This window comes from Litorivivens lipolytica, assembly GCF_014191715.1.
In the GTDB taxonomy this organism is placed as follows: Bacteria; Pseudomonadota; Gammaproteobacteria; order Pseudomonadales; family Spongiibacteraceae; genus Litorivivens; species Litorivivens lipolytica.
In genome coordinates this window covers 283,188-306,726 of sequence record NZ_JACHWY010000003.1, presented here as the reverse complement: position 1 = coordinate 306,726, position 23,539 = coordinate 283,188, and the positions used below count along the sequence as shown (strand labels likewise).

The 23,539-nt window shown below is 57.9% G+C and carries 22 protein-coding genes; 7 read left to right on the top strand and 15 right to left on the bottom strand.

Features of this window, described 5'->3' with window-relative positions; genetic code table 11:
* Nucleotides 1-172: 172 nt before the first annotated feature.
* Nucleotides 173-706, bottom strand: coding sequence for a DUF4124 domain-containing protein (locus tag FHR99_RS13645; protein WP_183411263.1), 534 nt, complete (start codon nt 704-706; stop codon nt 173-175).
* 131 nt (nt 707-837) lie between these two features.
* On the bottom strand, nt 838-2,244 hold the full coding sequence (gene glnA, locus FHR99_RS13640; protein ID WP_183411262.1) for a glutamate--ammonia ligase: 1,407 nt from the start codon (nt 2,242-2,244) through the stop codon (nt 838-840).
* Nucleotides 2,245-2,589: 345 nt separating this feature from the next.
* Between glnA and thiI the strand changes: the two genes are divergently transcribed.
* The 3 genes from thiI (at nt 2,590) to FHR99_RS13625 (ending at nt 6,349) form a co-directional block, all read left to right on the top strand.
* Nucleotides 2,590-4,044, top strand: a complete 1,455-nt coding sequence (thiI, locus tag FHR99_RS13635) for a tRNA uracil 4-sulfurtransferase ThiI (RefSeq protein ID WP_183411261.1) — start codon at nt 2,590-2,592, stop codon at nt 4,042-4,044.
* Between the two features lie 273 nt (nt 4,045-4,317).
* Complete coding sequence (locus FHR99_RS13630) at nt 4,318-5,325, top strand: hypothetical protein (RefSeq protein ID WP_183411260.1); 1,008 nt, start codon at nt 4,318-4,320, stop codon at nt 5,323-5,325.
* A 22-nt stretch (nt 5,326-5,347) separates the two neighbouring features.
* Nucleotides 5,348-6,349 (top strand): choice-of-anchor X domain-containing protein, encoded by a 1,002-nt coding sequence (locus tag FHR99_RS13625; protein ID WP_183411259.1) that lies wholly within the window; start codon nt 5,348-5,350, stop codon nt 6,347-6,349.
* A gap of 54 nt (nt 6,350-6,403) precedes the next feature.
* On the opposite strand, the gene FHR99_RS13620 is transcribed toward FHR99_RS13625, so the two are convergent.
* The 5 genes from FHR99_RS13620 to gshA are packed head-to-tail and all read right to left on the bottom strand — an operon-like array spanning nt 6,404 to nt 10,079.
* A complete protein-coding gene (locus tag FHR99_RS13620) occupies nt 6,404-7,099 on the bottom strand; it encodes an LrgB family protein (protein ID WP_183411258.1) in 696 nt (231 codons plus the stop codon).
* Entirely contained in the window at nt 7,092-7,436 is a 345-nt protein-coding gene (locus FHR99_RS13615; RefSeq protein ID WP_183411257.1) for a CidA/LrgA family protein, read from the bottom strand. Before FHR99_RS13615 ends, FHR99_RS13620 begins: the two co-directional genes overlap by 8 nt.
* A complete protein-coding gene (locus FHR99_RS13610) occupies nt 7,433-7,918 on the bottom strand; it encodes a disulfide bond formation protein B (RefSeq protein ID WP_183411256.1) in 486 nt (161 codons plus the stop codon). Before FHR99_RS13610 ends, FHR99_RS13615 begins: the two co-directional genes overlap by 4 nt.
* A gap of 5 nt (nt 7,919-7,923) precedes the next feature.
* Complete coding sequence (locus tag FHR99_RS13605) at nt 7,924-8,520, bottom strand: ACP phosphodiesterase (protein WP_183411255.1); 597 nt, start codon at nt 8,518-8,520, stop codon at nt 7,924-7,926.
* A complete protein-coding gene (gene gshA / locus FHR99_RS13600; RefSeq protein WP_183411254.1) occupies nt 8,517-10,079 on the bottom strand; it encodes a glutamate--cysteine ligase in 1,563 nt (520 codons plus the stop codon). The genes FHR99_RS13605 and gshA overlap by 4 nt, the downstream gene beginning before the upstream one ends.
* 158 nt (nt 10,080-10,237) lie before the next feature.
* Between gshA and yghU the strand changes: the two genes are divergently transcribed.
* Together yghU and FHR99_RS13590 are read left to right on the top strand one after the other, a co-directional pair.
* A complete protein-coding gene (gene yghU, locus FHR99_RS13595) occupies nt 10,238-11,080 on the top strand; it encodes a glutathione-dependent disulfide-bond oxidoreductase (protein WP_183411253.1) in 843 nt (280 codons plus the stop codon).
* Between the two features lie 87 nt (nt 11,081-11,167).
* Nucleotides 11,168-12,373: a cytochrome P450 gene (locus FHR99_RS13590; protein ID WP_183411252.1), complete on the top strand. Its 1,206-nt coding sequence runs from the start codon at nt 11,168-11,170 to the stop codon at nt 12,371-12,373.
* Here FHR99_RS13590 and FHR99_RS13585 read toward each other — a convergent pair.
* The 8 genes from FHR99_RS13585 to FHR99_RS13550 all read right to left on the bottom strand — a co-directional run bounded on the left by FHR99_RS13585 (nt 12,370) and on the right by FHR99_RS13550 (nt 21,171).
* Entirely contained in the window at nt 12,370-12,777 is a 408-nt protein-coding gene (locus tag FHR99_RS13585) for a PilZ domain-containing protein (protein ID WP_183411251.1), read from the bottom strand. The two genes, FHR99_RS13590 and FHR99_RS13585, sit on opposite strands and share 4 nt — an antisense overlap.
* Before the next feature lie 85 nt (nt 12,778-12,862).
* On the bottom strand, nt 12,863-14,722 hold the full coding sequence (locus FHR99_RS13580; protein ID WP_183411250.1) for a CHASE domain-containing sensor histidine kinase: 1,860 nt from the start codon (nt 14,720-14,722) through the stop codon (nt 12,863-12,865).
* Nucleotides 14,723-14,741: 19 nt separating this feature from the next.
* Nucleotides 14,742-15,146 (bottom strand): PilZ domain-containing protein, encoded by a 405-nt coding sequence (locus FHR99_RS13575; protein ID WP_183411249.1) that lies wholly within the window; start codon nt 15,144-15,146, stop codon nt 14,742-14,744.
* Nucleotides 15,147-15,281: 135 nt separating this feature from the next.
* Nucleotides 15,282-16,664, bottom strand: a complete 1,383-nt coding sequence (locus FHR99_RS13570) for a VWA domain-containing protein (protein WP_183411248.1) — start codon at nt 16,662-16,664, stop codon at nt 15,282-15,284.
* 9 nt (nt 16,665-16,673) lie between these two features.
* Complete coding sequence (locus FHR99_RS13565) at nt 16,674-17,600, bottom strand: AAA family ATPase (protein ID WP_183411247.1); 927 nt, start codon at nt 17,598-17,600, stop codon at nt 16,674-16,676.
* A 26-nt stretch (nt 17,601-17,626) separates the two neighbouring features.
* Complete coding sequence (locus FHR99_RS13560) at nt 17,627-18,100, bottom strand: cupin domain-containing protein (RefSeq protein WP_183411246.1); 474 nt, start codon at nt 18,098-18,100, stop codon at nt 17,627-17,629.
* Nucleotides 18,093-19,094, bottom strand: a complete 1,002-nt coding sequence (gene moaA, locus FHR99_RS13555) for a GTP 3',8-cyclase MoaA (RefSeq protein WP_183411245.1) — start codon at nt 19,092-19,094, stop codon at nt 18,093-18,095. The genes FHR99_RS13560 and moaA overlap by 8 nt, the downstream gene beginning before the upstream one ends.
* A 25-nt stretch (nt 19,095-19,119) precedes the next feature.
* The gene (locus tag FHR99_RS13550) at nt 19,120-21,171 is read right to left on the bottom strand and encodes a putative bifunctional diguanylate cyclase/phosphodiesterase (protein WP_183411244.1); all 2,052 of its coding nucleotides are present in this window, start codon (nt 21,169-21,171) and stop codon (nt 19,120-19,122) included.
* Between the two features lie 181 nt (nt 21,172-21,352).
* On the opposite strand from FHR99_RS13550, the gene FHR99_RS13545 reads away from it, so the two are divergent.
* Both FHR99_RS13545 and FHR99_RS13540 read left to right on the top strand, forming a co-directional pair.
* Nucleotides 21,353-22,582 (top strand): helix-turn-helix domain-containing protein, encoded by a 1,230-nt coding sequence (locus FHR99_RS13545; protein WP_183411243.1) that lies wholly within the window; start codon nt 21,353-21,355, stop codon nt 22,580-22,582.
* 93 nt (nt 22,583-22,675) lie between these two features.
* Nucleotides 22,676-23,539, top strand: coding sequence for a phosphatase PAP2 family protein (locus tag FHR99_RS13540; RefSeq protein ID WP_183411242.1), 864 nt, complete (start codon nt 22,676-22,678; stop codon nt 23,537-23,539).

Sequence of the window (23,539 nt, the reverse complement as noted above, 5' to 3'; positions counted from 1 at the left end):
TCTATCCTAGCGGTGCTAGCAATATCCGGGCCATCGGGGTGGGGCGGAGTTAGGGGCTTGTTCCGCGTCGTTGGCGCCCCGGGGCGGCGGGAGGAGCGGAGGGGTGACTAAAATGAGGCTCCGCGCTATCCAGTATAGCGCACGAGCACCAAAATGGTGCATGGCGAAGGGTTTATTTGCCGCCGGGCCACTGAGCGGTTACAGAGACGGGTGCCGACTGCCCCAGAACGTTGCCGTCGCGATCCAGTACGCGAGCACTGATCTGGTGCCCACCGGGAGTTAGACGCTCGATCCGGGCCGTGTAACTGGATCCCTTACTGACAGAGTTGCCGTTGTGCAGAAACTCCAGCTGATGCTTGGGTAGCATGGGTGGGTGGACATTGGCGCTGACATTGATACCGAGCAAACCGTTGCGGACGAACTGGCCCTCGGAAGGGTTCGTTATCTGAACCTCGTAGCCGCTGCTGTCGTTGTCTGGTGTTGAGGTCTTGGGTTCCGGGCGAGGGCGTGGCCTGACCGCGGGAGTGCGGTTGGGTTCTTTAACATTGACCCGCTCGGCGTCGCGGCTTGGCTGGTCGCTGAAAACGGGGCGTCCCTGGGCATCGGTGGAGCGATAAATGACCGGGCCGTCGTCTTCGGGCTCGGGGGCAGCCTGTGCCGTGAAGGCCAGTAGGGCGGTGAATAACAAGGCAGTCAGTGTTTTCATGCTCTCATCATAGGCCAGTTGCGCTGAAAAATACGCGAAGTCTTAAGCAAAACCTCAAGCGCAGCCCTGTGTGCAAAACGCGGGCAAAAAAAAGCCCGGCACAGGGCCGGGCTTTCGATTAGCGCTGGAAATTACACGCTGTAGTACATGTCGAACTCGACCGGGTGAGTGGTCATGTTCAGGCGCTCAACTTCGCCAGACTTCAGGCCGATGTAGGCATCGATCATGTCGTCGTCGAATACGCCGCCAGCAGTCAGGAACTCACGGTCTGCGTCCAGAGCCTGCAGGGCTTGCTCCAGTGAAGAAGCAACGGTCGGGATTTCGGCCGCTTCTTCGGCGGGCAGGTCGTACAGGTCCTTGTCAGCAGCGTCGCCGGGGTGGATCTTGTTCTGGATACCGTCCAGACCAGCCATCAGGTAGGCAGCAAACATCAGGTACGGGTTGGCAGACGGATCGCCAAAGCGTACTTCGATGCGGCGTGCTTTCGGGTTGGAAACGTACGGGATACGGATAGAAGCCGAGCGGTTACGGGCAGAGTAAGCCAGCATAACGGGGGCTTCGAAGCCGGGTACCAGACGCTTGTAGGAGTTGGTAGAAGAGTTCGCGAAGGCGTTCAGCGCGCGAGCGTGCTTGATGATGCCGCCGATGTAGTACAGGGCAGTTTCAGACAGGCCGCCGTAAGCGTCGCCAGCAAACAGGTTCTTGCCGTCTTTGCTCAGAGACATGTGGCAGTGCATGCCGCTACCGTTGTCGCCAACCAGAGGCTTGGGCATGAAGGTTGCGGTTTTGCCGTAGGCGTGAGCAACGTTGTGTACGCAGTACTTCAGAATCTGTACTTCGTCAGCTTTCTTCACGGCAGAGTTGGGGCCAACGCCGATTTCACACTGACCGGCAGTACCCACTTCGTGGTGGTGTACTTCGATGTCCAGACCCATGGCTTCCATGGCGTCACACATGGCGGCGCGCAGGTCGTGCAGGCTGTCGACCGGCGGTACGGGGAAGTAGCCGCCTTTAACGCCGGGACGGTGACCGAAGTTGCCGTCTTCGAAGACTTTGTTGGAAGACCAAGCGGCTTCGTCAGAGCTGATGGCGTAGCCGGCACCAGAAATGTCAGCGTGCCATTTAACGTCGTCAAATACGAAGAACTCGGGCTCGGGACCAAACAGGGCAGAATCCGCAACGCCAGTAGACTTCAGGTATTCTTCAGCGCGGGCAGCGATGGAGCGAGGATCGCGGTTGTAGCCTTGCATGGTGGAAGGCTCAACGATGTTACAGCGAACGATAACGGTCGGATCGTCGGTGAACGGGTCGAGAACCGATGCGCTGTCGTCAGGCATCAGGATCATGTCGGATTCGTTGATGCCTTTCCAGCCGGAGATGGAGGATCCGTCAAACATCTTGCCTTCTTCAAAGAAAGAGTCGTCGATTTCTTTGACGGGCAGGGTAACGTGCTGCTCTTTACCTTTGGTATCGGTGAAGCGCAGGTCGACCCATTTGACTTCATTGTCTTTAATCAGTTTCAGAGTGTTCTCTGACATTAGGGCTTTCCTCCAATAGAGAGTCGGTTGTATCGGCCGGGCCGAAAGTGGGCGATTATATGCCGTTCGTTCAGAGGCGCATAGCTCCCCTGATTGTGCCCACACTGAAAGCAAAAGCTGTGCCACCTAAAAACCGTCTCAGGGAGCTGAAAAATGCCTTCTGTGGGCGATTTGCGCGCATCGCGCGCCTGCTATGCACCAATATAGACCATGGGTGGTCGATTGTGGTGCATTGTTGGGTCTGATTTGGTGCGCTTCCATTCTGCCGGAGCGGCGCACTACCGTGGGGATTGGCTGGTATACTAGCGTCTTTTCTTTCCCGTCATCCGCCAAGTCTGGGCTGCCATGAAGTTTATCGTCAAGTTTTTCCCCGAAATTACCATCAAGAGCCGCCCGGTTCGCAAGCAGTTCGTTAAACAGTTGCACACCAATGTGAAGCGTCTGTTGCAGCCGCTCGACCCCGAGGTTCACGTGGCGCGGGAGTGGGACAAGATGGTGGTGGCGACCCGCAGTACCGACCCGGAAACGCTCGCCAGCTTTGTCGAGGTGTTGCGCAATACCCCCGGCATTGCTTATTTCATGGATGTGGCTGAGTACCCGCTGGTCAGCATCGACGATATTTATCAGAAGACCCTGGCGCTGTGGGCTGAGCGTCTGGCGGGCAAGCGTTTCAGTGTGCGCTGCAAGCGTACCGGCACCCACGACTTTCAGTCGCTGGATGTGGAGCGCTATGTGGGCGGCGGCCTTAACCAGCATACCGACGCCGCAGGGGTGGATCTGGCGAATCCCGAGGTGGTGGTGCGTATCGAAGTGCGCGACGAGACGGTGTTTGTGGTCAATCAGCGCTACCCCGGCTTGGGCGGCTTTCCGCTGGGTAGCCTCGACCCGGTGCTGTCATTGATTTCCGGCGGCTTTGATTCGCCGGTTGCCAGTTACCTGATGATGAAGCGCGGCCTGCGCACCCATTTCTGTTTCTTTAATCTTGGTGGGCGTGATCACGAAATCGGCGTAAAGGAAGTCGCGCTCTATCTGTGGATGAAGTACGGCGCTTCGCACCGGGTGAAGTTCGTCACCGTGCCCTTTGAAGATGTGGTCGGCGAGATTCTGAAGAATGTCGACAACTCGCAGATGGGTGTGGTGCTCAAGCGCATGATGCTGCGCGCTGCGGAAAAGGTGGCCGATGAGCTGAATGTGCAGGCGCTGGTGACGGGGGAAGCTATTGCCCAGGTGTCCAGCCAGACGCTGACCAATCTGTCGGTGATTGATGCGGTTACCGACAAGTTGGTATTGAGACCGCTGATCGCCGCCGACAAGGGTGACATCATCCGTACCGCCGCAGAGATTGGTACCGAGGAATTTGCGGCGAATATGCCGGAATATTGCGGCGTTATTTCCGTGAAGCCTACCACCAAGGCGCGTCCGGAGCGTGTTGCCGAGCAGGAGGCGAAGTTTGACTTTGCGGTGCTGGAGGCGGCGCTCGCCAAGGCGCGCTATACCACCATCGATGAGCTGGCTAACGAAGAGCTGGAGCGGATAGAGGTGGAGGTGCTGCCGGTGCCCTTGCCCGATGCCATTGTGCTGGATGTGCGCCACCCGGATGAGGCCGAGCGCTCGCCGCTGAAGCTTGCGGGCGTGACGGTGCAGAACCTGCCCTTTTACGAGCTGCACAGCAAATCCTCCGAGCTGAGCAGTGACATCACCTACCTCCTGTATTGCGATAAGGGGGTGATGAGTCGTCTGCATGCGGCGCATCTGGTGGAGCAAGGCTTTGCCAATATCAAGGTCTACCGTCCCGCCTGAGGGGTGGCTGTCGATTATTTGATCGCTAACGACGCAATCTTTAGTGATGCGTGTCACATTTTTTATGCGACTAATTTACATTAGTTGTGCTGCGTGTCACTAACGGCGCGACTATTTCGCGACCCTATACCCTCGATTCATTTCCCTTATTGGTGACAGTGATCACATTCAGCTTCACTTGAAGCACCAACATTGTGCGCACGATGCTTTGGCGACCCTAGTGGTCAACCCGAAACGCTATAAGTAAAAATTAAAATTGAAGAGGGAATCATCATGCGATACCTGTCCGCGTTGCGCGCGGTGGTTGGGGCGGTGCTGTTTTCAGCAGCCTCTCAATCGTTCGCTGCCGACTGTCTGATTTTTGTTCACGGCAAACAGACGGATACCAATACCTACACCAGCTACACCGCCGCCCGAAATTACTGGGTAAATGGAAGTAAGGACTTCATCAGAACTGCAACCAAAAACTTTGCCACCGATTTCTATGTGGTTGGCTACAACGGCACTCGCCCCTACTGGGAATCCCAGTCAGCCGGCGAAGTGGCAAACGAAATTGTGGCGGCCACTAACGGCGTGGCTGATGCGGGCGGCAACCGCTGCAGCAAGACCTACGCGCAGGGCGGAACCTTCTGGATCGTAGCTCACAGCATGGGCAGCACCATCACGGACTACATTTTGGGCAACAACGACCCGTCAGACCCAAACTACAACTACAACGGCCCCTATGACACGGTTGCGCAGCGCGTCAGTCTGGCAATGACCATTGGCGGCGCCCACCGGGGTTCTGAAGGTGCCGATGCGGTATGCGGCCAGTCAAGTGGTGGTTGTAACTGGTTCGCGGGCTGGATCCAAGACTGCGATGACGCCACCTACTGGCTTCGCAGCTCTAACGACGTACAGGTTCGAACCTATGCCAGCGCGCCAGCGAAAAATATTTACCTGACTGGCGGCTATGAGGCAATCTTCGGTGCCAGCGCCTGTCTGAGCGGTGAAGATGATGGTGTGGTGCAGTACGCGTCGATCTATGCCTGTGACGGCAGCGCAAGCGCGAGCTACAACAACAGCAATGCCTGTAATAACAGCTACAAACAGGAAGTCTCCGGTTTCCGTAACCTCGATGCGGCCCACGAAAATCATGGCGACGAGCGCGATGACAGCGACTCGGATACCCGTCGCCAGATTCCTGATGGTATCTGGACCTGCAGTGGCAGCCCTTGCTCGCCGAACACGTCGGTCCAGAGCTCCATGACCACTGCTAAATTCATCAGCATTTTGTACTGATCCACTGCCAAGGAGACACGAGATGAACACGTTTTCGAAAGTTGCAGTGCTGTCGGTACTGCCCTTTATTTCTTCCGTCGCGAGCGCGGCTGACGCGCCCAAGCTAGCTGATCAGGCTGCGGCGGAATACCGGAACCTGTCCAAATACCCGGAGTGGACGCTGCCGGTCCCCGCTGGTGCGCCGAATCCGATTCTGTCAGAGCGCGAGCCCGACACGGTTACCCGGCCCGGCCCCAATGGCGCTGGCCCGGCCCTCTCTGTGTGGGCGGGCGAAATCCGTTATCAGCGTGGCGATACGGTCGAGCTGTTTGCCCAGCTGCAATCGCGGCCGCAGAAAGACGAGGACATCCTCACGGCGCCCTCTGCTGATGCCAAAGGTCCTTGGACGGTCACTGGCGAAGTGGTCACGCAAGGCGGCGATTCGCTGGCCAGTGTTACCTTTGCCGATGACGGCAAGGGTGCCGATCAGACCGCAGGTGACGGCATTTACTCTGCGTCCTACACCCTGGGTGAAGCGGGGCAGCCCGCTGTCGGTCAGGCGACCAGCCTCGGCTTTCGCGTAACGGCGGAAAACGATGCCCAGGAGCAGCGCGTGGCGATGAACGGCTTTCAATACAGCCATCCTGCCGCCACCTTGACCGGCAAGTTCGCGGACAGCATCGTCAACGGCAATCTGGTGATTGCGGCGCAGGTTGACGTTGTGAAGGCGGGCCGAGTGCATCTGTCCGGTGTTATCAACAGCCCACTGGGTGAGCCTCTGGTGATTGCCCAAACCGCTGCGGTGCTGGGTGAAGGCGAGCAATGGGTGGAACTGCCGGTTTACGGTCTGCCCCTGCGTGAAGCTGGTGTGGCCGGCTCACTGTCGCTGGGAGCAGTTACACTGACCACAACCCACGGCATGCCTAACGCACTGGGTGAGGTGTTGGAAAACGCCCACACTACCGCGCCCATCCTGCCGACTGCCTTGACCGATAAGCCCTTCGGTCGAAGTGATCTGCTGGATACTGCAGCGCGCCTGCAATAAGCGTTCAGCTTGCTGACAAAGGCTCCTTCGGGAGCCTTTTTTATTTTTGAGGGATTAGCGAAACCACTGCAACGCCAGTGGAATAAACACCGCGCTGTAACTCCCGGTCAGACAAAGCGCAAGACTGGAAAATGCACCGGCCACCGGGCTGCGTTCAAAAGCGCGGGCGGTGCCAATAGCGTGGGCGCTGAGGCCGAGGCAGAAGCCCCAGATCCTATCGTCGTCAATGCGGCATAGTTTCATCGTTATATTTACAAACACGATGCCGACAATGCCGGTAAGAATTACGGCGCTGGCGGTAATAGTTGCAAGACCGCCCATGCTTTCGCTGATGCCGATGGCAATCGGTGTGGTGACGGACTTGGCGCTGAGTGAAAGCAGCGTCGTTGCGCTGCCGCCAAGCAGCCAGGCAATAGCCAGCGCCGACAGGCAGGCAAAGGCCGCGCCGGCGATAAGGGTTAATAGCAATGGCTCTGCCATTTTTCGGATCAAATGCCACTGCTGGTACAGCGGAATTGCCAGCGCAACCGTGGCCGGCCCAAGCCAGAAAGTCAGCCAGTAAGCGGCGTCGCTGAAACGGTGGTAATCGATATCGAGCAAGGCGAGCACAGCCGCCACTACCAGTGCACCGCTGATGGTCGGGTGCAGCCACACCAGTCGGTCACTTTTTTCATAGAGCCAGACGGCGGCTTGATAAGCGCCAAGCACAACGGTGATGGCGAACAGGGGTGAGGTGAGCAGCTCAGTCATTGGGCTTCACCATCAGCTTCATCAGCAGGGCGCAGAACACCAGCGTCAAAATCGTACCGGCGACGATGGCACCGGCAAAGGCGAGCCATTGATCGCTAAAGGCCTCACCTAAAAAAAAGATACCGGCAGAGGAAAGTATCAACAGCAGAGGCAAAAAACCGATCAGGGTTTTGCTGGACTGTTCCAGCCCGCTCGACAGTTGCCCACGAATCAGCAGAGTGAAAAATAGTAGCAACAGACCGACCACGGCGCCGGGAATAAACAATCCGGTGGCGCGCACAATGGCCTCACCGAGTAGGTGAAAAATCAGCAGCGTGAGAATGCCGGAGACTTTCATTTGGCGCGTAGTGAAACCAGTGCAGTCAGGATAAGAATCACAAACCAGATTAGTGACCAGGTGGGCATGCTCTGACCGAGGAAGGTCCATTGCACCTCGGCGCAGTTGCCGTCACCCATCATCAGGGTGGTAAAGGCATCAGCCAATGGCAGCGTGTCGAGGATGTATTCCAGGCTGGGGCCGCAGGCGGGCACCTGATCTTCCGGCAGGTGTTGGAGCCATACCTGGCGTCCGGCAACGCCGGCGCCAAAACCGCTGGCGAGCACCATCAAGCCGGAGTAAATCCGGCGGCCCAAGGTTGCGGGGTTGTGAATCGCGGCGATCAGGGCAACCGCGCCCGTGCACACGTAAAAGAAACGCTGGGTCATGCACAGGGCGCAGGGGATCAGGCCCAGATAATATTCGGTGTACAGGGCGTAGCCGAGCAGGGCGGCGCACACCAGAGTGATGGCTAGGTAAAGTTGTCGGGCGCTGAACGGCATGTGTGTTATCCCCGGCGCAGGCTACCCATCAGCTCGGGGTAGAGGCGCAAAAAATGTAGTTCGATGGCAGGCAGATAATCTGCCAGTACCTCGGCGCTGTCGGCGAGCGGATTCTCGCGTCGCAGCCGCTGACCAATACGGGCCAGCATATTGGTTACGGTTTGCCAGTGGTGCATGCTGCCCAGTACATCGTACTGGCGCAAGCGCTGCGCCTGCTGTTTCGCTTTGAAGGGCAGGTGCTCTTCGGCGTCGGCCAGTACCGCATACACCTGACCGGTAAAATCCGGCAGCGATTCGCTGCAGAAGTTCCCCCACTGGTGAGTCAGGCAATAGTCGAAGCAGACATCCAGCATGATGCCTCCGTAGCGGCGGTAGTCTGCCGGAAGCTGTTCCAGCAGCGCGATTACCTCCGGGTGGGTATCGGTGAGGGCGTCGATGCGACGGTGCAAGGCAATGCCAGCCTCAAGCCCCTCCGCCCATTCGCCCTTGAGCGGCCCTTTGACAAAGTCACCGAGCAGGGCGCCCACCAGCATCTCGTCTCTTGAGTGGTCAACAGTGTCCGCGACCACGGCAGCTAGATGAAAATGGGCCAGATAATTCACAGTGTGTCGTATTGGCTGTAGTACTTGCTCAGGTAGTCATCAAAGCTGAGGCTGTCGCTTTCTTCCACAACTTTTTGCTCGCTTAGCGACGTGGCGCTAGTGGCTTTGGCCGCTGCAATTTGTGAATCGCTTAAGGCCGGTTTGCTGAACCAGTCGCGATGGGCTTCGGCGCGTTCCATCATGTAGGCGTAATAGGAGAGGCCGCGCTGGCGCAGGGTGTCGATCATTTTTGCCGAGGGCGTATTGTCGGGCTCGCTCAGGCTGCGCTTCCAGTCCGCCAGCACCTGTAGGTAGCTGGGATGCTCGCCGCTCTCAATGGCGGTGTCGAAGGCTTCGGCAACATCGGCCATATCGTCAAAGATGCGCTGGGCCCAATCGCCTAATGTGATGGCTTGGCCGTGATCGTTCAGGGTCAGGCCGGGCTCACGACCTTGTTCCACTACCTTGTGAAGGTTGGCACCGATTTCCGCGTAGACCTTTTCATTGCACAGGGGGCTGTCGCTGAGGAGACAGTAAACCAGAAACACATCGAGAAACTGGATTTGCTCGCGGGTGATGCCGAGGGGGCTTTCCGGATTTACATCGACGCAGCGTACCTCGATATATTCCACGCCGCCGCGCTTGAGTGCGCCAAGGGGAATCTCACCGGATTGGGTGACCCGCTTGGGTCGGATCGGGCTGTAAAACTCGTTCTCTATCTGCAGTAAGCCGCCGGAAAGCTGTTCGGTTTTCGGAATGCGGGCGTAGTCCGGGTGGGGTGTCTGGATTGCCTGCTTCAGCGTCTGGATATAGTTATCGAGGGTGTTATAGCAAATGTTCAGCGGGCTCTGGGCCGCACTCTGGTAGCCGAAATCCCCCATGCGCAGCGAGGTGCCAAAGGGGTGGTAGAGGGTGCCACCGTTGAGGCTGTCGAGCTTGTGCTCCTTGCCGTCGAGGAAGCAGCGGCAAACTGCCGGTGCAGCGCCAAACAGGTAGATAAGCAGCCAGGACAAACGGCGGAAGTTGCGGATCAGCCCAAAGTAGCGCTCAGTGATGAAATCCTGATTCAGCTCCCGGCCGCTGGCTTCGGCCAGCCACTGCCACAGTTCGTCCGGCACGGAAAAATTGTAGTGAATGCCGGAGATGGTCTGCATGCGACGGCCGTAACGCTGCCCCAAGCCAAGGCGGTACAGGGTTTTCATTCGCGCGACATTGGAGCTGCCGTACTGGGCCACCGGAATCTCGTCGTCCGGGCCGAGCAGGCAGGGCATGCTGCCCGGCCATAGCAACTCATCGCCGAGGTTGGCGTAGGTCCAGCGGTGAATGTTGTCGAGCTGTTTCAGGGTGGTATCGATGTCGGTGCTGACCGGTGTAATAAACTCCAGCAGCGCCTCGGAAAAATCAGTGGTGATCTCCGGGTGGGTCAGGGCCGAGCCCAGCGCGGTTGGATGCGGTGTTTTTGCCAGCTCGCCGTCCGCATTGATGCGCAGGCTTTCTTTTTCAATGCCGCGTCGGATACGACTCAGGGTGGCAACATTGGCATTCAATGCGGCCAGTATCTCTGGGGCTGTGCGGGTCAATGCATTGTCCTCTACGACGCGGCAGGCAAGTGTAATCGTCGCTTACCACAGGGACAAGTTGCAAATCGGCAGAGGATTTGTGCGGCGCGCACGCGGAAAAAGTCTGCTAGGGTAAGGCACTTTAATTTTGCCAGAACATTTCAGTCGGAGGTTTGCCCGTGAGTGACCAGTCAGCCTATGTTCCGCCCCGTGTGTGGCAGTGGGATTCCCAGAGCGGTGGTGCCTTTACCAATATTAACCGCCCCATCGCCGGGCCAACCCACGACAAGACCCTGCCGGTAGGTGAGCACCCGCTGCAGCTCTATTCGCTGGGTACGCCCAATGGGGTGAAAGTCACCATTATGCTGGAGGAGCTGCTGGCGCTCGGCCATGAAGGGGCGGAGTACGATGCCTGGTTGATCAATATTCTCGAGGGCGATCAGTTCGGCAGTGGTTTTACCGCCCTCAACCCCAATTCAAAAATCCCGGCACTGGAAGACCGCAGTGGCAGCGAGCCGGTGCGGGTGTTCGAGTCCGGTGCCATCCTGATGTACTTGGCCGAAAAGTTTGATGCCTTCCTGCCCAAGAGTCTGCCGCTGCGCTCGGAAACCCTGTCCTGGCTGTTCTGGCAGATGGGCGCGACGCCCTACCTCGGCGGGGGCTTTGGTCACTTCTACGCCTATGCGCCTGAGAAATGGGAATATCCTATCAATCGCTTCACGATGGAGGTGAAGCGTCAGCTCGACGTGCTGGATCGCAATCTGGCCGAGCGCAAGTTCCTGGCGGGTGATGAATACACCATCGCCGATATGGCGACCTATCCGTGGTATGGCGGTTTGGTCGAGGGCAAGCTCTACGAGGCGGCAGAGTTTCTCGACGTGGAATCCTACACCCATGTGCGCCGCTGGTCTGCCGAGGTTGGTGCACGACCGGCGGTGCAGCGGGGGCGCCGGGTCAACAGAACCTGGGGTGATGAAGAACGGCAGGTGAAAGAGCGTCACAGCGCGGCGGACTTTGACTGAGCTGTGAATGTCGACGTGAAAAAATCGTCATGGCCGCGCGCTGTAGATCGCGAATAATGCGAGTTTTCCGGGCTAAGAGCAGGCAAGATGCAACTCAGCGATATTGATATCTATAACCCCGACAACTATGTGGCAGCGGTGCCCCACGAGCAGTTTACATTGCTGCGCGATGAGGCGCCGGTGTATTGGCATGCACACCCCGATGGCGGTGGTTACTGGGTAATCAGCCGCTACGAGGATGTGCGCGCCGTCTCCCGCGATCACGCCACCTTTTCTGCCCAACGCGGTTTTGTGATGGTGGATGAACTGCCGCCTGAAATTCTCGGTATGGCTCAGGGCCAGTTGTTGGGGATGGACCCGCCCAATCACGGGCCAATTCGCCGGGCCGTGATCGAGCGCTTTACCTCAAAAATGCTGGTGCAGATGGAGCCCATGGTGCGCGAGATCGCTCGCGATGCTCTGTTGGCTGCAAGAGAAAAGCCCGACTGTAACTTTGTCTTCGATGCGGCTGGCAACCTGCCGACCGCGGTGATCTGCAGCTTGATGGGCGTGCCCAAGGATATGTGGGGGCAAATCCGGCATTGGTCCGACATGCAGACCTCGGCGGGTGACCCGGACCTTGGCGCCAGTCCGGAGGAGACCCAGCAGATCAGCATGGAAATGGGCATGTATGGCTATCAGCTAGCCACCGAGCGCCAGAACAGTGATGCCGACGATCTCATTTCCCTGTTGATCAATGTGGAAGTGGACGGCCATAAGGTCACCGCCGAGGAATTTGCTTCCTTGTTTATCCAGATTACGGTGGCGGGCAATGAAACCACGCGCTCCATGATCGCCAGCGGCATGTACGAACTGCTGAAGCGCCCGGAGCTTTACCGCAAGCTGGAAGCCAACCCCGAGTTGTTGCCGGGAGCGGTGGAGGAAATGCTGCGCTGGTCTACCCCGCTGCACTATTTCCGCCGTACGGCAACCTGCGACACGGAGTTGCACGGCCAGCAGATCAAAGAGAACGACAGAGTGGTGATGCTGTATTCATCGGCCAACTTTGATGAGCGGGTGTTTGAAAACCCACAGGAATTCGACATCGAGCGCAGCCCCAACCCCCATCTGGCCTTCGGCCACGGTATTCACCTGTGTCTGGGTGCGAACCTGGCGCGGCTGGAAGCGAAAATCTTCTTCGAAGAGTTTTTCAAACTGTTTGCCGGCGCCGAGCTTACTGGCGAACCCAAGCGGATTCGCTCGAATCTGGTGAATGGCTTTAAAGACCTGCCAGTGCGGCTGATGCCTCGCTAGCCGGCCTGTCGCAGCGCTTCCTCGCCACCAGCGGCGTCGAGCGCCAGCTTGTGGCGAACCTTTTCCGCCCACTGTTTCTGGGCAGTTTCCCGGGAGGGGTAGAGCTCAATGCCGGAAAGGTGCTCCTCACCCTCCTGACGCGTCCACTTTACTTCGCCAACCAGCGTCAGCGGGTAGTCTTCGCCGTTATCCACAAAAATACGCAGTATGCGGTTGGCGGTCAGGGCTTCCTGAGTCGCAATCTGCAGCCCCTTGGCTGAGATATCCAGCGTTCTTGCTAGCGCCAGTTTGGTGGGGGCGAGCGTGCCCGGCTGGGCGGATTCGGTTTCTACAAAGACAAGAGATTGATCGTCAAAGCGGGCGTCCTGTCGGCGTTCAATCGTCATATTATTATTACTCAACATAATCAAACAGCTCCCGGACTATATACCAATGGTCTCAATATGTGAACTTTTCCCGTTTTTGCTTTTGGTGGGGTATAGGACAGCATTAGGCACCCATTTCGGGCTGAATTTTGGGTAAAAAGACCGTAAATCGGCTGCCAAGGCCCGGGGTTGATTCCAGTTCGATCGAGCCGCCGAGCTCAGTGGCGATCTTGTTGCAGATGGCCAGACCAACGCCGGTGCCGGGGTATTCCTCGGCGTTATGCAGGCGCTTGAAGGGCTGGAATATGCGCTGGTGGTAGCGCTCATCAATACCAATACCGTTGTCGGATATGGCGATCTGCCACTGCTCGTCGGTTTCTCTGGTGCTGACGGTAATCTCAGGGGGGCGATCGGGTTGCTGGTATTTCAGGCCATTGCCAATCAGGTTCTGGAACAGGCTGCGCAGGCGGGTCGGATTGCCGCTGAGGCTGGGTAGGGGGTTGAGCAAACTGACGGTGCCCTTGCTGCCGCTAATCGCCGTGCGTAAATCCTCGCAGACAGCGTTAAACGTCTGATTGAGGTCGACCAGCTGGTTGCTCTCAGCTTCGTGATCAAGGCGGGCGTACTCAAGCAGATCGCTGACCATGGCCTGCATGCGCTCGGCCGCTTCCCGGGCCGTGCGGATATACAGCGTGGCGGTTTCGTCCAGCTGCCCACCGTAGTCTTCTTCCAGCAGTGAGGTAAAGTTACTCACCATGCGCAGCGGCTCTTTCATGTCATGTGAGGCGATGTGAGCGAACTGCGACAGCTCCTCGTTGGCCTTGAAAAGCACCTCCACCATGCGCTCACCTTCAATGACCTTCTGCTTCAGCGCCTGTTGTGCCTCTTGCAGTTCCGCGGTTCGCTCGGCGGCGATTCGCTCGGCGCGGATCTGTGAAGTCTGCAGCGCGCGCAAGATGGAAAACAGCAGCAGTTCGACGATCAGGCCGGCCAGCGCAATCAGGCTGGGCTGCAGGCTTCGCGCCTCACCGAGTAGCTGGGTGGTCGTGCTGCCGAAAACCACGTGCCAGCGACGCCCCTGCAGGTTTAACGTCCTTACCGTTTCCAGATCGGGTGTTGTTGAAGTGGGCTTGTCGTAGAGCAGGTTTTCGTTGTCGATGGCCGTGTCGTAGATGCGAAAACCAATATCGTCCCGGGTGCTGCCCAGAATGCCCTGCATCAGATTGTTCATGCGAAAGGGGGCGTAGACCCAGCCGACGATGGCGGCGCGCCGCTGTTCAACCGTGTCCAGCTGTGCACCTTTGGCGTAGAGGGGAGTGTAGGTAAGAAAACCGCGCTGTTTGTCCCGGCTGGTTTCCTGCACCAGGGTGATGACCCCAGAGGTGTGGGCCTTGCCGCTCTCCATGCTCCGCTTCATGGCTTCGCGTCGCACGGGGTTGCTCCACATGTCGTAGCCAAAGGCGCGCTGATTGCGCCAGTCAAAGGGCTCAAGGTAGACAATTGCGCTGTAAAAATCGCGCGGCCCGGCTGGCTTTACCTGATAGTCGGGAAAGCCCTCTGCGCGCACCGCCAGAGTATGGGGGACCAGCAGGTCAGGCGACAGGGCGCGGGAAAAGCCGATGCCCTGCACGCCAGGCCAGTGGGTGTCCAGATCAAGGGTGTCGACATAGGCGCGAAAGGCACTGCGACTGACATCGCCGGTGGCATTGAACAAACCAATGCCACCCCACAGCACTTGCTCATAGAGAATCATGCGGGATTCGATGGCGTTGGCGATTTCTTCGCTGCGAAGATGCAGTCGTTCGTGCGCGGCCTGTTCCGTGGCTCGGACCGAGGTGTACCAAGCTGCGCCGGTTACCACAAGGCCAGTCGCAAGCACCAGCCACGCGGTTACCGCGCCATGAAAGAGGCTGGCTAGAGAAACACCAAACGGAATGCGGGGCTTAGCGTAAGGCGCCTGATTTGCGAGCGGCCCAGAGGTCATGGCCGCCCTGCATCAGGCCTTACACTGAAGCAGTCAGTCGGCTGGTATCCAGCCCTGCCCGGGCTTGATTGAGCAGCAATTTGCTTAAGCGGTTTTGCCAAAGTAGGTAGTCCGTGCCGAGGGTATCTTCCAGCAGCAGACCAAGCAGGTAATTGCCGGAGCCGTCGGGCACACTCCAGCGAACCGTACCGTAGAGCGTCAAATCATTGCCGGAATCAAGATGCATGCGCAAGCGGAAACGCTCAAAGGTAGCCAACGTTGTTTTGCAGCGCACCATCAGGCCGTGTTTTGAGATGTTAGTAATCTCACACTCCTCGCGGCTGGCGAGTACCCGGAAACTTTCACCGTCCTGATAGATATCGAGGCAATCGGCTTCCACGGTATCGAACCTGGGTTCGCTGCGACTTTCTGCGTTGTCTGCCATTGTTGGTTACCACACTTGTTCAGATCTTCACTGTAATCCGCAGGGCTAAAACAGCTACCCGTACTTCTACCTACCAACCCAGTTTAGGTGATGATCGGCCGCTAGCGGGAAGAACTTTCCAAAAGGGTGAAATAATCACCTTAAAACAGTGAGTAAACGATCGAGCAGGCGTTCCAGTTTGGCCAGTGAATTGCACTCAGCCACAAAGTGGCAGGCGCTCTGGTAGCGTTTAATTTCCGAGTCGCCGGTATTCCAGGCGCTGCGGGGCTCGGGATTGAACCATAGTAAGTACTTACTTTTATCGTATAGCTGGCGCAGCTCGTTCAGACCCGGGTCGGCGCTGTTGGCGCGGCCATCACCGAGAATGATCAAAGTGGTATTTCGGTCGATCTGGGCGCCGAAGTCTCGCACAAAGTGCTTGAAGCTGTTGCCGTAGTCGCTGCTGCCCCGGCCCCATTTCTGATTCACCATCTCGACCGCCTGCTCGGGCGGGTGGCGGTCGAACAACTCGGTGACCTCATAGACTTCGCTGGTGAATACGAAGCTGCGGATGCGCGGCATCACGTCGGTCAGGCTGTACAGGAATAGCAGCAGGAAGCGGGCGTAGGTAGAGACCGAGCCGCTCACGTCACACAGCACATAGAGTTTGGGCTGGTCCTTGCGTTTTTGCTTCCAGTAGGTGTGAAAAGGCACCCCGCCGTAGGCCAGATTGCGGCGCAGGGTTTTGGCCATATCCAGCTTACCGCGCCGGTCTACCCTGCGGCGCTGGCGGTGACGGGTGGCGAGTTTTTTGGCCAGCGCCCGGATCAGGGTAGGTAGCTGCTTGAGGTGATAGCCTTCCAGCGCCGACAGTTTGGTATTGCGCAGCATCTGCTGCTGAATGGCGCGGCCGGCGGCATTGGCGTTGAGCAACAGCTGGTGTTCCACCTCATCCCGTGCCGCCATATCAAGGGTATTGCGCTGTTGTTCCAGCCATTCAATTGGCCCCGCCAGTTCCTCCTCATCGATCGCCTTGAGCACCTCAATGGCCTTGTCGAATTCCCCGGTGCCGGCGGCTTCGGCCAGGCGGCGACGAAAAATGCCCTTTTGGGTGTTGAAGCGGATGGTGTCTAGGCTGACGCCTTCGGCGGCTTCCTCAATGGCCATGGTCACCGCGTCCTGATTGCCGTCGATGGCCGCCTGAACCATGGGGGCGCTGAGCGCTGCCTGCACCGCGGCGTCGCCCGCGACCGCATCGGGCAGTTCGAACTGGGTGGGGTGGGCGCTTTCCTGCTGCTTCTGTTGCTGTTCGCTGTGGCGCTCGCCCTTGGCCAGAAAATACAAATCAAAGCAGCGGTGGAAAGTGGCCTTTTCTTCCCGCGTTTTGGTCAGGGCGGCGGCCAGCGCATTGCGCAGTAACTCGCGCTCGCCATAACCCACCACATCGGCGGTGTGCAGGGCGTCCAGCGTTTCGCTGGTGGAAATCCGCACATCGTGCTGGCGCAGGGTGTTGATGAATCCCAATAGGGCCTGTTCCATGCCGGGCCTCTAGCGGTCCTTCAACAATTGACGGATATCGGGGCTGACCAGCTGAATGTCTTCCTCGAATTTGAGAATGACATTCAGGGTGCTCTGCACCAGCTCCGGTGACAGGCTGGTGGCGTGCAGCAGCAGAAGGGCGCGGGCCCAGTCTAGGGTTTCGCTCACCGCCGGCGCCTTTTTCAGATCCAGCTCGCGCACCTGCTGAATAAAGCTGACCAGTTGCTGGCTGAGGGATTCGGGAATCTCAGGCACCCGGGTATGCACAATGCGCTGCTCCAGCTCGCGGCTGGGGAAGTCGATATAGAGGTGGAGGCAGCGACGCTTTAGGGCATCGCTCAGATCACGAGTGTTATTGCTGGTCAGAATCACCACCGGTTTGGTGGTGGCTTTGACGGTGCCGATCTCGGGGATGGAGGCCTGAAAATCGGACAGGATTTCCAGTAGCAGAGACTCAAACTCGTAGTCGGCCTTGTCGATTTCATCGATCAATAGCACCGCGCCATTGGGTTCGCGCAGGGCTTTCAGCAGGGGCCGGGGTTCGAGGAATTCTTCCGAGTAGAAAATATCGCCAAAGGTTTTCAGACGCTCGACGGATTCGACCAGACCTTTGGCACCCTGCAGGATATCGTGCAGCTGTTCTTTCAAGACCTGGCTGTAGAGTAGCTGTTTGGAGTATTTCCAATCGTAAAGCGCCTTGCTTTCATCCAGGCCTTCGTAGCATTGCAAGCGCACCAGCGGCAGGTCGTTATGCAGGGCGGTGGCTTTGGCTAGCTCGGTTTTGCCAACGCCGGGTGGGCCTTCCACCAAAATCGGGCGCTGCAGTTGTTGCGCGAGAAAGACGGTGGTGGCAATGGCCTCGCTGGCGATATAGCCGGCGGCGGCAAAGCCTTCAATCAGCTGGGTCACGGCCGTGCTGGCCGGAGTAGGTTGCACGTGGTGGCTCCTTATTCGGGTGTTGCTTATGGGCCTTTGCAGAGCGCTTTGAGTTCTGGCCAGTGGTCAGGGTAGCGCTGTTTTATCTCGTCGGCGCGGGCCATGGCGTGGTCGTCGTAGTCAAAGCCGGGGCAGACCGCTTCCGAGATCAATCCAAACTCGCCACAGACTAATTGAGAGGCCTTCCAGAATCCACCGGGAACGGTCAGTTGCAGTTGCTCGCCCGCATCGAGATTGGGGCCGAGCGTGAATGTCAGTCGTTTACCTTCCGGGCTCAGCAGGGTGTAGCGCAGCGGTGAGCCGGCCTGCCAGTAGTGGACGATATCGGAACGGTTGCGGTGCAGGTGGCCGGTGGGCGAATCGTCAGTCAGCAGATAAAAAATGCTGCTCATCAGGCGTCGGCCTTTTTGTACCTGGCTGCTTTCGTAGGTGCGGCGGAAATAGCCGCCCTCGGGGTGAGGCTCCAGCCGCAGCTGGGTGATCAGCAGCTGTTTATCCACCGGTCATATTCATAAAGCGGACGATCTGGGGTTCATCGTCGTTCAGCTCGAAATAATGGCGCTCGGGTTTGATTGCCATGGCGCTGCGAATGGTCTGCTGCAGGCGCTCGCCATCACCGGGATGTTGGTCGAGCACCTCTTTCAAATCCACCGAGTGTTCATTCCCGAGGCAGAGCAGGAGGCGGCCTTCCACGGTGACCCGCACCCGGTTACACAGGTGGCAGAAGTTGTGGCTGTGGGGCGAGATGAAACCGACGCGAATCGGACTGTCGACCATACGGTAGTAATCCGACGGGCCGCCGGTGCTTTCATGGCTGTTGCTCAGAGGATAGCGGGTTTCGATGATCTGGCGCAGTTCGTCACTGGAGCAGAAGCTCAACGCGCGGCTGTGTTCGTCAATCAGGCCCAGTGGCATTTCTTCGATAAAGGAAATATCCACGCCCTTGTCGCGGGCAAAGTCCACCAGATCCAGCACTTCGTCATCGTTGCGGCCTTTAAGAATTACCGCATTGAGTTTGATGCGGGAAAACCCGGCGTCGATGGCCGCGTCGATACCACGCAATACCTTGTTCAGATCGCCGGTGCGCGTCAGCTGTCGGAAGCGGTCTGCCCGCAGGCTGTCGATGCTGATATTGATGCCCGTCAATCCCGCAGCCTTCAGCGGCGCTGCGAATTTATCCAGCTGGGCGCCGTTGCTGGTGAGGTGAAGTTCGCGCAAGCCGTTGAGCGCGCCGAGGCGTTCAACCAGCGACAGTACGTTATTGCGTACCAGCGGTTCGCCGCCGGTCAGGCGGATCTTTTTCACGCCGAGGTCGACGAAGGCCTTGCCCACATCAAACAACTGTTCCAGCGTCAGAATCTGGTTGCGGGGCAGAAAGGTCATATCTTCTGCCATGCAATACACGCAGCGGAAATCGCAGCGGTCGGTGACAGACAGCCGGACGTAGTCGATACGGCGATCGAAACGGTCGATCAGGGAAGGGGTGCTACTCATAATCCCCTGATAGTATCACAACCGCTTAGAAGTCAGAGGCTCCAACACTCACTGCTTTGGGTTGCTCCAGCACAAATTGGTCAGCGCTAACGGGTTTGCCGAACAGGTAGCCCTGAAAGTAGCGGCAGCCCATTTCCTGCAGTGCCCGGTGTTGGTTTTCGCGCTCAATCCCTTCAGCAAGGACCTTCAAATCCAGCGACTGACCAATATTCATCAGGGCTTTTAGCAGGGCGTCACCCTTGCGCGTACCGAGTTGATCTACGAAGGCCTTGTCGATTTTAAGCGTATCGATGGGCAGTCGACCAAGATAGGACAGAGATGAAAAGCCGGTGCCAAAGTCATCGATGGCGATGGTCACGCCGGCTCGGCGCAGCAGGGGCAGCCCGGCCAGGCTGCTGCTGGCCTCTTCCACCATGCCGGATTCGGTCAGCTCGAGACCAATAGAGGAGGGGGGGACGTCATAGGCCTTTAGCGTGTCCAGCACCTTCTGGCCGTAGTTGTAGGCTTGCAACTGATAGGGGCTGACGTTAACCGACAGGCGACCGTTAAAGCTGCCGCGTTGCTGCCAGGCTTTGAGATCACGACAGGCCTGTTCGAGAACCCATTGGCCAAAGGACACCATCTGTCCGCGCCGCTCGATAAGGGGGATAAAGGTGTTCGGTGATATCCAGCCATGATCCGGATGGCGCCAGCGCAACAGCGCTTCTGCACCAATCAGGTGCCCGGTGCTGTCCACCTGGGGCTGGTAATGCAGCGCGAGCTGATTGTCTTCAATCGCGCGATCAAGCTCTCGCTCCAGCGAAAATCGGTGCTGTATTTTTTCGGCGAATTCGCCATCGTAGTGAATAACCTGATTGCCACCGTTGGTAATCGCTTCTTCCAGTGCCAGTTCGGCGTGGTAGAGCATGTCCGATACGCTGCTTTCATTGCCCAGACCAACCAGTGCAATGCTGTAAGTCAGATCCAGGGTCTGCTGGCCGACGGTAAAGGGCCGGGTCAGCGCTGAGGTTGGGCTGTGGCTTTTCCCCGCTGTGTACAAATAGCGCTCCGGCTCGCTGGTGAGAATGGCGAACTGGGCTTCGGAAATCCGCGCAGCCAGCTCCGAGTCACTGTTACCGCTGGACAGCCGTTCGGCCAACTGCAGCAGTAGCTGGTCGGTCTTAGCCTCACCAAAGGTTTTTTTCAGTTCCCGGAAATAATCGATCTGGAGCAGTAGAAGTCGAGCGTTAGGAATTTCTTTTGGAAACCATTCCAGCGTTTTTTTCAGGTTTCGGATGTTCGACAGCTTGGTTAGTTCGTCGCTCAGTGCCAGCAGGCGGGCGCGGCGCTCAGCGGCGTTGCGGCTGGAGACTTCCCGGGTCAGAGACTGGTTTTTCGCGACCAGCTCGAGAACCGTATCTTCGTGGTCACGGGCGAACAGAATGGCGGTGATCACAAAAAACCAGATATAGGTCATGCCGCCGGGGAGAACCGGTATGGCTGTCAGTCCGAAAAAGTAGTGCAGAGACTGAGACACATGGGTAATGATCTGCAGAGCAATGAAGCTGCTAAACAGCAGCGCGGCCAGTGGTTGTTTGCGACGCAATGCCCGAATGCAGTATATGCACCAGCCAACACCGATCAGGCCGAATACCTGAAAAATAACGGAGGCAGGACGATAGTCAAAGCCGAAGGTGATGAGCCCGCCGGGCTCCATCGGCCACAATCTCGCCGCGAAAAAGCCCGCCGGCAAAAACAGGCTGTACAAGCCCAGAGCCCCTGCGGTGACGGAGAATGTCAGCAGAAAGCGTCGGGCGGCGCCGCGCCAGGGGATGTTGGCGTAGCGTGCCAGCAACCAGTTGAGCGCGATGAGATACGCGAAGGCTGCCGCACCCTGTAGTTTGGTGGTCAGCGTGGCTACGGCAAGCGTGGGCGCAATCGTAAATACGGATGTGCTGACCAGAAAAACGGTAATGATGACGCTCAGCGCGGCATAGGCGCGATAAATATGCCGATTGGGCCCGAGCCGGCTCAGCCAGAGAGCTTGAATGGCGGTGTACAGCGCAATAACGCTGGCCGAGAAATACAGAATTAGCATTGGGAGAAAGGCTAATCGTTAGGTAGTAGATAGATTCTGGCAGAACTTTGCCGGTCTTGCTTGCCTCGCAGGCAGAAAATGAGGGGTTCCACCGTCTTACGCGTGTCATTGCACCCTTTTGGTGATGGGGCGACGATATAAAAAAGGGTATGCTGCTTCAAACGAATAAGAACCTGACCTTATGAGTATTGCCGCCCTTGCAGCCCTGATTGTGATGGCCCAGCTTGCCTTGCTGGTGGCCATGCTGCTGATGATTGCCGAGCCTGCCATGCGTGTTGCCAACCGCTTGTTGGCGCTGATTCTGCTGATCATTGGCAGCAGTTTGCTGCTGTTTTTTTGGAAAGAAACGGGCACCACGCCCTTTCCCGGTTATTACCGGCGGGTTGTCGCGGTCACGGGTTTGGCGATTTCTCCGCTGATGCTGCTTTACACCCGCGCCATGGTGCAGCCGGGCTTTCGCCTGCGGCGGGGCGATCTGCTGCATTTTGTACCGGTGGCACTGGTATTGATCGCCAGCCTGCCGGTGTTTGGATTGATGACCGATCCGGAGGCGGGGGTGGCGATTGCCACCGATGACAGCCCGCATTTGATGTGGCTCACCAGTCTGATCGCCTTGCTCGGCAGTGCCTGGGGGCTGGCTTATGTGATTGCCAGCCTGCGCGTGGTGAGTCGCTATCAGCGGGGCTTGCGCGATCGCTTTTCCAGTCTGGAGGCCATCAGTTTGCGTTGGCTGCGGCGTATTCTCTATCTGTTTGGGGTGATGAATCTGGTGATGGCGCCGGTTGCCCTGCTGCGGGTCGAAGTGGGTGGCAGCCTGCATCCGGTGCTTTACGTGATTCTCCCGACTGCCGTTATCTTGCTCAATTACGTGGCCATCGCCGGCTTTCGTCGTGCCCAGCTGTTTTACGCCCTGCCGGAGCTGGCCACGCTGCTGGATGAGAAGCTGGACAAGCCCAGTACACCGGCCACTGCGCCGGATACCCCTATTCAAGATGAAGTTTCTTCCGATAACGCGACCAAGTACGCGCGTTCCGGGCTTGATGAATCCGCCTGCCGCCAGCTGTGGGCGGAAGTCGAGCGCATTATGCGAGAGAGCAAACCCTATCTGGATGACAGCCTGCAGCTAGCCAGTCTGGCACGGGAAGTGGGGATCAGTACTCAGGAGCTGTCGCAGGTATTGAGCACCTGCGCCGGCCAGAACTTCTACGACTACGTTAACAGCTACCGGGTGCGCGAGGTGCAGGCCTTGATGGCAAACCCGGACTATCGCGAGTCTTCCCTGTTGTATCTGGCGGAAGAAGCCGGGTTTCGAAGCAAATCTACCTTTAACAAGTACTTCAAGGCGGCGGTCGGGCAGACTCCCGGAGCCTATCGCGCGGCGCTGCTATCGCCCGAAACGACAGAAAAATAGGGGTGCGCGGGGTCGCGCCGGTCGGCGAGGTCGCCTGAGAGAGGGGTTTCCGGGCAGAGTAGGGCGTACAGCTATAAATGTAAGGAGTTTTCCGTGATTGAAAGTATTCTGGCTTGGGGCGCGGATTTTATCGTCGCTCTGCAGCAATTTACCTTCGCTCCCTGGGATTGGGTGCTGCGCTTTTTCACCTGGCTGGGAGGCATAGGTTACCTGTTCACCGTACCGCTGGTATTGTGGTGTATCGATCGTCGTTTGGGCTTGCGTCTGCTGCTGATGGTGATACTGACCATGTATCTCAATACGGTGATCAAGGAATGGTTTGCTCTGCCGCGCCCTTTCGAGGTGGATACCCGGATTATTTCCGAGGGCGAAATGGGCTTCAGCTTTCCCAGTGGTCATGCCCAGCTGGTGGCGGTGTTCTGGGGCCTGCTCGCGATGGAGGTCGGTCGACGCTGGTTTACCGGTGTGTGTCTCTTGGTCATATTCCTGACCGGTCTGTCGCGTTCTTACCTGGGGGTTCACTACCCCACCGATGTGATGGTGGGTTGGTTGTTCGGAGGCCTGACCTTGTGGGCCTGGCATCGTTGGGGCGAAGCGCTGGAGCGTTGGTCGACCCGTCAGCGACTGATTGGTCTTTTGCTTGCCTGCGCGGCGATGACGGGGCTGGCTTTTTTGCTGGGTTCAACGGAGATGGTTTATGGCAGTGTCGGCATGGGGCTGGCGGCCGGGTTATACGGGCTGTGGGTGCGCGATGATGTGGCGGCAGCCAGCCTGCTTAAGCGAGGTGTTCGCTATGGCATCGGGGTGGCGGCCATGTTCGGGTTGATGATGTTGCTGCAGAAAGCGGCGGCTTGGAGCCAGCTGCCTTCGGTTGTTGACGGTTTTGTGCTCATGGCGGTATTTGGCGCGGTGATTGTCGGACTGCTGCCCTGGCTGTTTCAGAAAGTGCGATTGTAG

Excerpts from the sequence above, each read along its gene's own strand:
- FHR99_RS13645 (WP_183411263.1), bottom strand. The coding sequence starts at position 706 with ATGAAAACACTGACTGCCTTGTTATTCACCGCCCTACTGGCCTTCACG.
- glnA (WP_183411262.1), bottom strand. The coding sequence starts at position 2,244 with ATGTCAGAGAACACTCTGAAACTGATTAAAGACAATGAAGTCAAATGG.
- thiI (WP_183411261.1), top strand. The coding sequence starts at position 2,590 with ATGAAGTTTATCGTCAAGTTTTTCCCCGAAATTACCATCAAGAGCCGC.
- FHR99_RS13630 (WP_183411260.1), top strand. The coding sequence starts at position 4,318 with ATGCGATACCTGTCCGCGTTGCGCGCGGTGGTTGGGGCGGTGCTGTTT.
- FHR99_RS13625 (WP_183411259.1), top strand. The coding sequence starts at position 5,348 with ATGAACACGTTTTCGAAAGTTGCAGTGCTGTCGGTACTGCCCTTTATT.
- FHR99_RS13620 (WP_183411258.1), bottom strand. The coding sequence starts at position 7,099 with ATGACTGAGCTGCTCACCTCACCCCTGTTCGCCATCACCGTTGTGCTT.
- FHR99_RS13615 (WP_183411257.1), bottom strand. The coding sequence starts at position 7,436 with ATGAAAGTCTCCGGCATTCTCACGCTGCTGATTTTTCACCTACTCGGT.
- FHR99_RS13610 (WP_183411256.1), bottom strand. The coding sequence starts at position 7,918 with ATGCCGTTCAGCGCCCGACAACTTTACCTAGCCATCACTCTGGTGTGC.
- FHR99_RS13590 (WP_183411252.1), top strand. The coding sequence starts at position 11,168 with ATGCAACTCAGCGATATTGATATCTATAACCCCGACAACTATGTGGCA.
- FHR99_RS13585 (WP_183411251.1), bottom strand. The coding sequence starts at position 12,777 with ATGTTGAGTAATAATAATATGACGATTGAACGCCGACAGGACGCCCGC.
- FHR99_RS13580 (WP_183411250.1), bottom strand. The coding sequence starts at position 14,722 with ATGACCTCTGGGCCGCTCGCAAATCAGGCGCCTTACGCTAAGCCCCGC.
- FHR99_RS13575 (WP_183411249.1), bottom strand. The coding sequence starts at position 15,146 with ATGGCAGACAACGCAGAAAGTCGCAGCGAACCCAGGTTCGATACCGTG.
- FHR99_RS13570 (WP_183411248.1), bottom strand. The coding sequence starts at position 16,664 with ATGGAACAGGCCCTATTGGGATTCATCAACACCCTGCGCCAGCACGAT.
- moaA (WP_183411245.1), bottom strand. The coding sequence starts at position 19,094 with ATGAGTAGCACCCCTTCCCTGATCGACCGTTTCGATCGCCGTATCGAC.
- FHR99_RS13550 (WP_183411244.1), bottom strand. The coding sequence starts at position 21,171 with ATGCTAATTCTGTATTTCTCGGCCAGCGTTATTGCGCTGTACACCGCC.
- FHR99_RS13545 (WP_183411243.1), top strand. The coding sequence starts at position 21,353 with ATGAGTATTGCCGCCCTTGCAGCCCTGATTGTGATGGCCCAGCTTGCC.